The 12660-nt window shown below is 45.4% G+C and carries 10 protein-coding genes; 5 read left to right on the top strand and 5 right to left on the bottom strand.

From position 1 onward, the window contains the following. The 4 genes from IE104_RS16410 (at position 1) to IE104_RS16395 (ending at position 2987) form a co-directional block, all read left to right on the top strand. On the top strand, positions 1-705 hold the full coding sequence (locus tag IE104_RS16410) for a sigma-70 family RNA polymerase sigma factor (RefSeq protein WP_189420477.1): 705 nt from the start codon (positions 1-3) through the stop codon (positions 703-705). A gap of 96 nt (positions 706-801) precedes the next feature. Further along, positions 802-2013 (top strand): tetratricopeptide repeat protein, encoded by a 1212-nt coding sequence (locus tag IE104_RS16405; protein ID WP_189420475.1) that lies wholly within the window; start codon positions 802-804, stop codon positions 2011-2013. 18 nt (positions 2014-2031) lie between these two features. Beyond that, positions 2032-2595, top strand: coding sequence for a tetratricopeptide repeat protein (locus IE104_RS16400; RefSeq protein WP_189420473.1), 564 nt, complete (start codon positions 2032-2034; stop codon positions 2593-2595). Then, entirely contained in the window at positions 2595-2987 is a 393-nt protein-coding gene (locus IE104_RS16395) for a hypothetical protein (protein WP_189420472.1), read from the top strand. The genes IE104_RS16400 and IE104_RS16395 overlap by 1 nt, the downstream gene beginning before the upstream one ends. 178 nt (positions 2988-3165) lie before the next feature. Here IE104_RS16395 and IE104_RS16390 read toward each other — a convergent pair whose 3' ends face one another. Then, entirely contained in the window at positions 3166-6390 is a 3225-nt protein-coding gene (locus IE104_RS16390; RefSeq protein ID WP_189420470.1) for a TonB-dependent receptor, read from the bottom strand. A 903-nt stretch (positions 6391-7293) separates the two neighbouring features. Between IE104_RS16390 and IE104_RS16385 the strand changes: the two genes are divergently transcribed. After that, complete coding sequence (locus IE104_RS16385) at positions 7294-8937, top strand: glycoside hydrolase family 43 protein (RefSeq protein ID WP_189420468.1); 1644 nt, start codon at positions 7294-7296, stop codon at positions 8935-8937. A gap of 53 nt (positions 8938-8990) precedes the next feature. Here the strand turns inward: IE104_RS16385 and IE104_RS16380 are convergent, their stop codons facing one another. The 4 genes from IE104_RS16380 to rpoH form a co-directional block, all read right to left on the bottom strand. Next, positions 8991-10034 carry an OmpA family protein gene (locus tag IE104_RS16380; RefSeq protein WP_189420466.1) on the bottom strand — a complete coding sequence of 348 codons (1044 nt, stop codon included), beginning with the start codon at positions 10032-10034 and terminating at the stop codon, positions 8991-8993. Between the two features lie 184 nt (positions 10035-10218). Further along, positions 10219-10965, bottom strand: coding sequence for a tRNA (guanosine(46)-N7)-methyltransferase TrmB (gene trmB, locus IE104_RS16375; RefSeq protein ID WP_373298517.1), 747 nt, complete (start codon positions 10963-10965; stop codon positions 10219-10221). Between the two features lie 27 nt (positions 10966-10992). Beyond that, entirely contained in the window at positions 10993-11361 is a 369-nt protein-coding gene (locus IE104_RS16370) for a DUF423 domain-containing protein (RefSeq protein WP_189420464.1), read from the bottom strand. Between the two features lie 251 nt (positions 11362-11612). Further along, positions 11613-12473, bottom strand: coding sequence for an RNA polymerase sigma factor RpoH (gene rpoH, locus IE104_RS16365; protein ID WP_189420462.1), 861 nt, complete (start codon positions 12471-12473; stop codon positions 11613-11615). Positions 12474-12660 lie beyond the last annotated feature (187 nt).

Genomic DNA, 12660 nt, shown 5'->3' with positions numbered 1-12660 from the left:
ATGCAGTTAGATAATTGTATAAGTAATAGATCAAATGATTCGATTAGCGAATTGTGGATGCTATATTTAGAGACAACTTCTATCGAGGCTAGGAATAGCTTATTTCTTTATTATTTGCCATGGATGAAAAAAATATCTACATCCATGTACTCAAAATATTCTAGTCGAACAACAGAATGGCGTGATTGTGTTCAAATTGGATCAGTTGCGTTGTTAGAAGCAATTAGTCGGTATGATCCAAGCGTAGGGGTCCCATTCGAAGGTTTTGCATATTCTAGGTTAAAGGGCGCCATTCTTAATATTGCATATAGAGAAAGTACATTTACCAAAAATACTCAAAATGAAAGTGATATGAATTTTGAGCCATTTGAATCATTAGAAGATGAAAGCGCACCGCATTTTGACACATTTCTTGACTCTGTAATCAACGCAGCATTTTCAATATTGCTCGATTCTTCAGCAGCGCAAGCACCTGTGTTTTCATCGAACCCAATGGATATATACAGCTCTCACTCACAGGAAGAGAAATTGATGGATGCCATTTCCAAACTGGATAAAGCATCAAAATTTATCATTGAAGCGCACTATATGAGTTATTTGAAATTTAAAGATATTGCTACTTCTTTAAATGTATCAACCTCACGTGTCTCGCAATTGCATACAGAAGCATTAAAAAAATTACGCATTATTTATGAAAAATATTAATCACAGGAAATTGATCAATCCCTTGCGATTCGATCACTATGTATTCACTTCGCTAATAAACTTTCAATAACTGCACTCTTGTTGTAGGACTACTTAATGAATCCAAGTATAGAAGTTGCCGAGTTGTCATCAGTATTGGTAGAACAACGAAACAAACTCGAAAGATATATAGAATTTCTTGCGCGTGATGCGAACAATGAAAAATTGTTTTTGGATACACTTGCATTAGCGTTAGAAATAGGTGAATTGAACTTTGCTTCTCAGCTTATAGCTCGTACAAATGAAACCGTGATGCAAAGTGATGTGTTCGATGCGCATGCCGGATATTTATTTCTTGCACTGGGTGATTATAAAAAGGCATTAGCATACCTGTCTAGCGCAGTAAGTAAGGGACTTGAAAACTCCGTTATTATTTACAATATGGCGAATTGTTATTTTCATTTGCAAGATTTTGAAAAAGCCCTGAATTTACTCGGTGCAATTCCTCAAGTTGGGAATCCTTTACCCATTGAACACATGATACTTAAAGCACGATTACTTCATTATAATGATGATCTGGTTGAGGCAATTCAACACTTGCAAGAGTTAATACAAATACATGGATTTCAGGCTGAAGCTGCTGGATTGCTGTCATTAATTATGTTTGAAAGTAACAGCAATTATACTGTTGCCTTAGATTTAGCAGATAAAGCGTTACAAGATAATCCGTTGTTGATTGAAGCGCTTTTGGCAAGGATATCGCTAAATTTAGAACGTGGTAATTATGTGCAGGCAGAGTCTGATGCATTCACTGCAACACAACATTACCCTGAAGTTGGTCGAGCATGGGCCTCGCTCGCACAAGTCCACTTTAATAATTTGCAATTTGATTTGTGTAAAGAATCTGCACAAAATGCCGTTCATTTTATGACTAATCATATTGGAAGTTGGCATTTGCTGGCGTGGGCAAATATCATGCTTGGTGATTTTGATAATGGATTAAAAGTATTCAAAGAATCTTATGCGCTGGACCAGCGTTTTGCTGAAACACATGGCGGTCTTGCTGCAAGTTATGCGCACTTGAAACAAACTCATTTAGCCGAGAAACACATCAAAATTGCTCAGAAATTAAATCCTCAAGGGTTTGCGGCCATCTATGCTCAAATGATACTTTTAAACAATGATAATAATACTGTTGCGGCTCAAGCTTTGTTTGAAAAGTCGATTAATCAATCGAATGCGCAAATAGGGGCAACCCCAAAATCATTAATTGAAAAACGTTTATTTGAATTATCAGGTAATTTGTCGAAAAAAGAAAAGCTTCATTAATTTATTAGGGATAAAACCATGCTGGATTTTGAGGAATATTTACACTTAGCAATACATGCAACGCAACATAATAAACATCATTCTGCGCTGGAGTATCTTCATAGAGCATTGTCATTATCGCCGGATGATGCCCGTGCCATTTTCCTTTTAGCTGCAGTACATGCAGAGTTAGGTTTATATAACCGAGCCATTGAAGGGATGGAGCGATGCATTAGTTTAGATCCTAACATTGAAATGGCTTATTATCAGTTGGGGTTACTTTATCTGCAAATCGGTAGAAAAAATGATAGCAATACTATGTGGGTATCTTTGAGCACTTCCTTAAATGTTTCGCCCTTAAAATCCTTTGCAAATGCCATGTTAATGATAGAATCTGATGAACCAGAAGGACTGAGATTGTTAAATCAAGCTGCGGAAATGCAAAGCGATAATCCTGCATTACAGGGAAGTATTCATACAGTGATAAAATTACTCTCTAATGAGCCAAGCTTAGCTATTAAAAATGGAGCAAAATCAGAAGAAGCTTACAATGCGCTTTTTCTAAATGCTTATAAAGAATCGAAATTTGATGATGAAAATTAATGTCTATTATTGACCCTACACGCATCACGGCTATATTTAAAACGCTTTCAGTAACAAGTTCTGATGGCGCCAATACTCATAAATCAACTATCGAAAAGAAAGCTGGCGCTGCTGCATCACTTAAAATTGACAATAGCCAAGAAAGAGATAAAGAAAAGCTTAAAAAAAATCTACAAACAATATTAAAGAAATTAAAAGAGCAAGATAACTTTGAAGAAAAAGCTCCTAAAGCTGTCATTAAAGAAATATTGCTTTGGGAGTTTGGAGATGAATTTTTCAACCATCCCCAGTTCAATCGAATATCACAAACTGTATCTGAGCAAATGCTGACAAAAAAACACTCTAAGGATTACTTTTTCAGAATTGTGGCCGAATTGACTACACCTGACTAATGAGCGGTCTAGGTATTGCGAAGCTGTTCTGAATATAATAAGGGAGTTTCCTGTCGGCATGTAGAAGCTCACAAAATCCAATTGGTAAATTTGCGAGCGCCCAAACAAAAAGCCAGATCGGAATTATCCGACCTGGCTTTTTGGTTCCATGCATTTGAACTCATGCATGACTTAACACTTAGAACTTATAACGTGCACCCAAAGTATATTCACGACCTGTGTGAGTATATTTGTTGGTAGCCATTACGCTGGAGTCACCGTACACATCATCAAACTGGTCGGTCAGGTTGATCGCTGCGAAAGTCAGGGTGATTTGGTCGTTCAAGTTGTACGACATGTTGAAGTCCACGTTGGTCGTCGCTTGCTTACCAGTTACGTCAGCCGTGTAGACAGTCGCACCCCCAGCGGAAGCCAAATACACACCGGCTTCCGGAATCAAAATAGCGGTCAGGTAGCGATCTCTAAAGGCAGCCGAAATACGCGCGCTGAATTTGCCATCGTCATAGTAAAAAGTTGCGTTGTAGGACGAGGGCGACATGTTCACCAAATTGTTTTTGGAGTAAGTAGTGGTGACCTCACGAGTTGTGCTGTTCACCGAACTTGCCTGCACATAATCAATTTGCGATTCCACATGGGTGTAGTTCGCCTGAATACCAAAGTGCTGCCAAATGCCGGGTAAAAACTTGAATGGCTGTTGGAAGCTCAACTCGTAACCCTTGAGCGGGCCGCCGGGTGTGTTGTAGTAACTTTGGATGTTAAAGGTTTCATTGCCATCAAAGCCGGTGGGCAATAAGTTCGTTGGCCAGCCGGTTTGATCCCAGGTTTGCACCTGACGCACGCGCTGGATGTAGCTCTTGATGTCTTTGTAGAAGACCGCCGCAGAGACCATTGCACCTTCGTCGAAATACCATTCAGCACCCAGGTCGTAGGTATCTGCGCGGTAAGGTTCAACTTTTGGGTTACCCGCGTTGATGCCATAGAGCGCATCGTCATTGGTATAACCGGTTGGTACGCCGCTGATGGTGGGCGACAAGGTGTTCAGGTTTGGACGCGCCATGGTTTTAGCCGCAGCGAAACGCAATACCACATCGTCGGTTAGATCCCACGCGAGGTTCAGCGATGGCAACCAATCGTCGTATTCGTTAGTGGCTTCGACCGGTACGTAGAAACGTGCACCGGGAGTCGCGCTGGCGCTGGCAACACCGTAAAACTCTTCACTGCCTGCGCAGTTGTTGTCACCCGCAACCTTGGCAGGAATGGCCGGGCTTGTCCCGGTAGCAGGAACCGCGGCGGTTGCTGCACATGGGGTGTAACCTTTGGAGATAATATCGGTTTTGGTGTAACGGGTACCGAAGTTACCGCGCAAATCACGGCCTAACACAGGCACGGTGAAATCGACTTGCAAGTAAGCACTGGTGGATTTTTCTTCCACGCTGTAGTTGTTCGCAGAAGCACCAAAGTGACCAACATCTGCCAATGCGTAGTTGCCACCGGGAACGCCAGTGTCTTTGTTACCATAAATGCCCATGAGCTCGGCAACTTTGTCAAAGTTGGGTACCAACCAAGACTCAGGTGCGCCGCTCAAACCTTTGCCATAACCTTCCAGCATTTGGCTAACATCAGCAACCGTGGTGCCGCTTGGGAGGGCAGAAGCCGCTAAGCCGTAGTTGATGTGACGCCACTCTTGCGATTCCATCAAATAATCTTTGTGAGCAAAGCCGCCGCTGATTTTTACGCTGTCGTTCAGTGTGTAGGTCAGGTCAATTTTGCCCGTATCGAAGCTGTTATCTACCGCTTGCGGGTTGATACGAATCTCGCTGATATTCACACCTTTGGGGTTGCCGTTGGTGTTGAGCGGCACCGAGCCATAACCCAGCCATTTCCAGTCAGCAGTGCTGGTCAAATCAAAGGGGTAGGTCATTTTTGGGGACTTGATGCTATCGCGTGCATCCCAAACAAAGCCGTCGAGGTTGGTGTTATCAAAGCTCACCAATGAGTTCTTGGGCATTTCAAACTTGGAGCTTGAGGTACCCACGCTCGCATCTATATGCCAGCTGTCATTAAAGTCGTGTGCGAGGCTCAGGCTGTATTGCGCAAACTCGGTTTGCTCTTCAATTTGGGCAGATTCGGTACGGAAATCGACGTTATCCAATTCCGCATAAATCAAACGTTGCTTGTCATCAACTTCAGCTTTCTTAACCACGATTTGGGCTCTGCCGCCGATGTTAACCGCACGGTGCAAGTTAGCGCCGAGGGTGTCTTCGCGAGAATCCTTGTGATACTTGGAGTAAAGCAAATCGAAATTAATAAGTGTCGCATCGGTTGGCCTGAACTGTAGTGATCCGGTCACGCCAACACGTTCCAAATCGTGGGTGGTGCTGCGCCAGCCAGGGTAACGGGGCATCCACGAATTCGTTGCCGTTTCATAAGCGGCGATATTTGCCGCCGTGTTGGCCGGGCGCGGAACACCAGTCGCACAATTGTTGGCATCAATACCAAAGGTGCCGTAACCGTTGTTGCGGGCGAGGTTAGTCGCACTGCCTAATTCAGCGGCAAGCGGATTACGCGGAACTTGCACGCCGGTATAGCCCACCGGCGTACAGAAGCCGTACATGGCGTTGGGGTTAGCAGTGGACGTCACCGTCCCGCCAGTGTTGGCTTGGCCAGCAGTACCGGAGCCGTTGCCCCAGTCGAAACGAATCGGGTTAAAGCCTTGTTCAACAATATTGCGTTGGCTGTAAGACGCGGACAATAAACCACCAAAAGTGCCATCTTCGTTTTGGTCAGTGATCAAGGCAGAAATTCTGGGATTCGACTTTTCAGTTAATTCATTGTATGTGCCTTGCACGCTCGCAGTCGCAGCAAAGCCTTTGTAATCAAAGGGGCGACCCGCACGTAAATCCACGGTAGAGCCCAATGAACCTTCGTCCATAGCCGCATTTTGGGTTTTGCTTACTTTTACTTCGCTGAAGAGTTCTGAGGCGAAGGTTTGGAAATCGAAACCGCGGGTACGGTTCGGCCCGCTCGAGCCTTGGCCAGCGGTGGAAAGAGCTTCCATTCCGTTCAAGCGAACGCGGGTGAAATCTGAACCCAGGCCGCGCACAGAAATTTGGCGGCCTTCACCGCCGCTGCGGTCAATGGATACACCCGACACACGCTGCAGCGATTCTGCCAGGTTCATATCAGGGAACTTACCTATGTCTTCCGCCACAATGGCATCAACCTGGGTGGTGTCTTTGCGTTTGATATCCAGCGCTTTCGCCAAACTCTCGCGGTAACCCGATACCACAACTTCCTCGACAGCGTCAGTTTGCGCAAAGGCCAACTCGGCGCCGCCTGCGGCAACCAGCGAAATCATCAACGGCATTAATTTTTTCTGAAAGGTCAGATTTGTACGACTCATTTTGCTACTCCCCATATTTTATTATGTTCTTCTGCGCCCGGGTTCTCACATCACTTGTCTGACAAATAATGTGAAATGGTCCCTTTGACTACAGACTGATGACAGTAATAACTGAGCCCTGAAAGCCTTGTCAATCGACTGAAAATGCAGCAATAAAGTCGCCTATGCATAGGATAAAAACTCAATTAATAGATATTTTTAAATAAAAAATCACAGAAAATACTTTATATAAATAACATCAATCCTAAATATAATCACTTATTGAGATAAATTGAAAATCGCTAAAAACAACTCTCGAGACTTGTTTAACAAACCGACAGAAAACGGTTACATTCATCGGATAATTGAAAGGTAAACGGTTACATTATGACTGATTCGCCGCGTCATGCGGTTTATCTACTCTCACAAACTGGAGAATCCTCTCTCCAGAACCAAAAGCCAGGGTGATTTCACATATAAACGAAGATTTCCCGCCAAAAAACAGAAGTGAAAAAATTTTTATGTAAACGATTACAATTTTAGAGTGAAAGATAAATGTGTTACCAAAAGTGAAGGCATGCTGAGTCGAAGAATCGGAACGCCCGGAAAAGATTGGGCTATAAGGCCACAGTCGGGTTTAGCTTTTGAGTGCTGGACAAGTGTAGAGACGAGTAAATTCACGAATGAAGACGCGCCCGGGAGCTATCGAACTTGCGCTAAAGAAAACGCGCAACTAATTCTTGTATTCGTCGTTTTGGCTGGCATATAGTGCCTATGACTTTATAAAAAGATATGAGCCCCTGAGCTGGTTTTTGCGCTCTCAGGGAGACTTGTTACAGACTCATCGGCAACTAGTAGCGGCTTTTTCTCAATGAAAAAGCTGTTTGTGTTTATAAAAACTATGTTTATGCCACAGGTAGACCGATGAACATCCGAATTCTCAGCCTCGCTATTTGTCTTATTCCCGGCCTGACCAGCTGCACTACACCTTCAACTCACGAAAAATCTACGTCTGTAAAAGCGGCCTGGCAGCCCGATTTGGGCAATGGCTTTTATAAAAATGCCATCATCCACGCCGATTATTCTGACCCCGACGCGATTCGCGTAGACGATATGTTTTACATGACCTCATCCAGCTTCAACAGCGCCCCCGGCCTGCCGCTGTTGCAATCCAAAGATATGGTGAACTGGGAGTTGGTTGGTCATGCGCTGCCGCAACAGGTACCGCTGGATGTGTTCGCCAAACCCCAACACGGCAAAGGCGTATGGGCACCTTGCCTGCGCTATCACGACGGCAAGTTCTGGATTTTCTACCCCGATCCCGACTTTGGCATTTACGTAATGACCGCCGAGAAATTTACCGGCCCTTGGAGCGCGCCGCATTTGTTGCTGGCAGGAAAAGGCATTATCGATCCAACCCCGCTTTGGGACGACGATGGCAAAGCTTACTTACTCCACGCCTGGGCCAAGAGCCGAGCGGGTATCAACAATATGCTGACCTTGCGCAAGATGTCGCCAGATGCGCGCACAATGCTCGATGATAAAGCGAAAGTCGTTATAGATGGCAACAAAATCGCCAACTACAAAACCCTTGAAGGCCCCAAGTTTTACAAGCACAACGGCTATTACTATGTATTTGCACCGGCGGGCGGCGTAGAGACAGGTTGGCAATCCGTTTTCCGCTCAAAAACGATTGAAGGGCCTTACGAAGACAAGATCGTCATGGAGCAGGGCAAGTCGCCCACTAATGGCCCGCATCAGGGCGCCTGGGTTCGCGCACAAGATGGTAGTGACTGGTTTTTCCATTTTCAGGACAAACGTGCCTACGGGCGTATCGTTCACCTGCAACCTATGCATTGGCTCAACGATTGGCCGGTAATCGGTGAGGACAAAACCAATAGTGGTACCGGCGAGCCAGTCACAGAGCACAAAAAACCTATAGCCGGGCGCTTTGCGATTAAAAATCCTGCCACTACCGACGAATTTTCATCGCCCAAACTCGGTTACCAATGGCAATGGAACGCTAACTGGAAAGCTGACTGGTATTCATTGAGCGCCCAGAAAGGCAAGCTGCGCCTGTTTGCGGTGAAGGATGATAGCTATCAAAAAACGGGCAACCTTTGGGATACGCCCTCACTGCTACTGCAAAAATTACCGGCCGAAAACTTTGTGGTTACCACTCAGCTGGACACATCACATTTACAATCTGGAGATAGTGCAGGCCTGATTATGTACGGCTTTGACTATCAATGGCTGGGTATTAAAGCGACCGCAACAGGGCAACAGCTTGTGTTGGTGCGATGTGAAAAAGCCGAAGCCAATTGCAAAGAGCAAACTTTGGCAAGCCTCCCTTTGTCACAACAGCAATTGAGCCTGCAAATGAACGTGAGCGCCGGTGGCAAAACCCAATTTGCCTATAGCCTGGATAACAAAAACTTTACCGCGATTGGCGATTTATTTACCGCCGCCATGGGGCGCTGGGTAGGGGCGCAAATGGGAGTGTTTAGCTTGGGAGAGAATGGCAAATCCTTTGTGGACTTGGATTACTTCAGGGTAACGCCTGAATAATCCTCGCCCATAAAAAAACCCGGCCTGAGCCGGGTTTTTCAAAACATTACCAATTACTTGGTTTGTTTCTTTTTCACGTCAGTAGAAACAGCACCTACTACGCGACGGTTTTCTTCACGGCCAGCAGCAGTTTTGTTGTCGCCCACTGGTTGTGCTTCACCGAAGCCTTTAGCAGTTACGCGGTCAGCTGCAATACCAAACTTGGTGATCAATACTTGCTTAACCGCTTCAGCGCGTTGTTGTGACAACTTCTCGTTGTACGCATCAGCGCCTTGGCTATCAGTGTGACCTTCAACAGTCACAACGGTGTTAGCGTATTGGTTCATGAACTTGGCCAGGTTACCAATATCATCAACGTATTCGTCTTTAACGATAGATTTAGCGGTATCGAACTTAACAGCCAATTTCACTGCAACAGTTTCAGTCAATTCCATTGGGCAACCAACAGCGTCAACTTTGTATTGCTTTGGAGTATCTGGACATTGGTCTTTGGAATCGAACACGCCATCGCCATCGGTATCAACTTCTGGTTTTGGAGCAGGAGCAGCAACTACAGCTGGAACAGCTTTCACTGGTGCAGCGCCGAACAGGTAGCTGATACCAGCATTTACCGCCAAATCAGTGTATTCGCGGTCAAGACTGTTGAAAGCGCGGATGTCACTGCGGAATTCCCAGTTGCCACCCAAAGAGTGTTTCAAACCGGCACCCAGGTTAACCAAAGTGTCGCGGTCATTTTTGAAGCCTTTGGCTTTCAAAGATTGGTCGCCTACACCGAAGGCAACGTATGGACGCCACAAGCTGGTGGTGTCGATGTTATACAAAGCGTCTAAACGGTACTGACGACCGTCAATATCAACACCGCTAACAGATTCTTCAGTGTTGAAATCGCTAGCAATGGCTTCCAGGGTCCAGTTTTTGTTTACAACATAACCAAAACCCAAGCTACCTACAGTGGCGTCATCTCTTGATTCTTCAAAAAATTCGCGACCTACGCCTACTTGTACTTCAAATTTGTGGTTGTCTGCCAACACACCTGAAGAGATCAGGGTGGCTACTACGGCTGATAATAATTTTACGCGTGTGTGTGTGTGTGCCATTTTGAGTCTCCATAAAATAGCTATCTAACGATTTGATCAACCGGTAACTGCTTCAGCTGATCCTGTTTCCTAATCCTGACTTTTATTACCGTTTCTAATTAGCTGGCTTTTTTGCCCATTTTACTAATTAAATTAGTTTCAAAATCCGTTTCATCGTTATTCTTAGGGGCAATACCTTAACAAATTATGAATGATGTTGAAACAATAAATCCCAGACGCCATGCCCCAGACGCTCGCCACGCTTCTCAAATTTGGTGATTGGGCGATAATCAGGGCGTGGACTATAAGCGCCTTCTGACGACAAGTTAGCATAGTTTTCGGCGACATTCATAACTTCTAGCATATGTTCTGCGTAAGCTTGCCAATCGGTAGCCATGTGAAAAACGCCGCCTTGTTTTAATTTTGGGCGCAATTTTTGTACAAAAGCGGGTTGGACAATACGCCGTTTATTGTGCTTTTTTTTGTGCCAGGGATCAGGAAAATACAGTTGTAGACGGTCAATTGATGCGTCTGGAATACAATCTTCAAGAACATCCATGGCGTCGGCCATATAAACGCGCAGATTTTTTATCCCCGCTTTGCCGGCCTCATTGATCAGTTTCCCCACACCCGGTGGATGAACTTCGATGCCGATAAAATTTTTCTCCGGCTCGTTTTTCGCCATCTCTAACAGCGAATCACCCATACCAAAACCGATTTCCAGCACCAAAGGTGCATCACGGCCAAAAACATCGGCAGGATTGATTGAACCTTTGTAAAGGCTTAAACCGTAAGTTGGCCACCAGCTATCAAAAGCCGCTTTTTGGCCGCTGGTAATACGCCCGGCGCGAATCACAAAGCTGCGAATGGATTTGGGTTTGAACTCGGGCTTGATTAAAAAGCCTTCCTCACCGTCGGCAACGGGAGCGATAAACTCTAGGGAATCGGACATAAATACCAAACTGTAAGAATCGGGAAACTAGCGGCGTACAGCGTGAACAAAAAGCGCTAGCCAACCCGCCAAAAAGCTCAAGCCACCCATAGGAGTGATAATTCCGAGCATCTTTGGCGCGCCAAGCGCGATTGCGTACAAGCTGCCGCTAAACAAAAAGCTGCCCAGTATAAAGGCTAAACCGCTCAGCTTTAAGGCTTTTGATGCTGGGGATTGATAAAGCAGGCCGACAAGAAGAAGGGCGAGGGCGTGATACATCTGATACTGCACCCCGGTTTGCCAAATGGCGAAGGATTCGGGAGAGATTTGGTGCTTCAAACCGTGAGCGGCAAATGCACCTAAACAGACACTGATAAATCCGCTGACAGCAGCGAAGCTGAGGAAGAGTCGTTGCATACAAATGCTCGTAATATTATTTCTATGTCAAATCAAATGAAGAGCGCTAATTAATCTGGGAATCGCCGGNTTGGGAGTCGCCATTCTCGCGCAGCGGGATCCAGTTGTTAACAAACTAAAATCAAGAGCTGGATCCCCGCTACGCGAGGATGACAACTCCCTATTAAATAAATCTCAAGCCCTATAAATCAGAACCACATAAAACAAAAAAGCCGCGCTAGGCGCGGCTTTTCAGCTAATCAGATAACGAATTAAGCTTCCATCATCATAGTTTTAACTTTGTTCATGGCATTCTTTTCAAGCTGACGAATACGCTCGGCAGATACGCCATACTCAGCGGCCAAATCGTGCAAGGTTGCCTTGTCGTCGTTCAACCAGCGACGCTGCAGGATGGCACGGCTGCGGTCGTCGAGTTTTTGCATGGCCAATTCCAAACCGTTTACGTTGGATTCTTCCCAATTGGATTCTTCCAGACGCACAGCCGGATCATAGCGGTTGTCTTCCAGATAATGAGCTGGCGCTACATAAACGCTATCTTCATCATCTTCGTCGGCGTCAAAACCGGCATCGTAGGAAGCCAAGCGGCCTTCCATCTCGCGCACTTGCTTGATATCTACGCCTAAATCTTGCGCTACAGCGGCAGCTTCATCATTACTTAACCAGGCCAAACGCTTTTTAGCACCGCGCAAGTTAAAGAACAATTTGCGTTGCGCTTTGGTGGTCGCAATCTTGACGATGCGCCAATTTTTCAAAATAAATTCGTGGATTTCAGCCTTGATCCAATGCACGGCGAAAGATACCAGACGCACGCCTTTATCAGGGTTGAAGCGTTTTACCGCTTTCATCAGGCCAACATTGCCTTCTTGTACCAAATCACCCAATGGTAAACCGTAGCCATTGTAAGAACGGGCGATATGGACCACGAAACGCAAATGCGCCATAACCAATTTACGCGCAGCGTCCAGGTTTCCGTTGAAATACAGATCCTTGGCCAGCTCTTGTTCTTCATCAACTGACAATATTGAAAAAGCGCTTACCGCTTGAACATAGGCGTTCAGGTTTGCGCCGGGGGCGAGTACGCCTAGGGGCTGCAGACTTGTGCTTGTGCTCATGTGTTTTCTCCAGAAAACTGTTTAGGAATACAGTTAAGGTAATACAATTAATCGGGTCTTAATGAACTTTCACGATCCTTTTTGACGAACATTGGATCGATAAGTTCACTTCGCCAGACACCGGGAATGGAGTCTAGCATTTGTTATTTTAGAGTGCTATCTGGCAAAAAGTTTCGCAAGTGATGCT

The organism is Cellvibrio zantedeschiae, assembly GCF_014652535.1.
Lineage (GTDB): Bacteria > Pseudomonadota > Gammaproteobacteria > Pseudomonadales > Cellvibrionaceae > Cellvibrio > Cellvibrio zantedeschiae.
The sequence above is the reverse complement of the archived record's forward strand: the minus strand, read 5'-3'. Positions and strand labels throughout refer to the sequence as shown.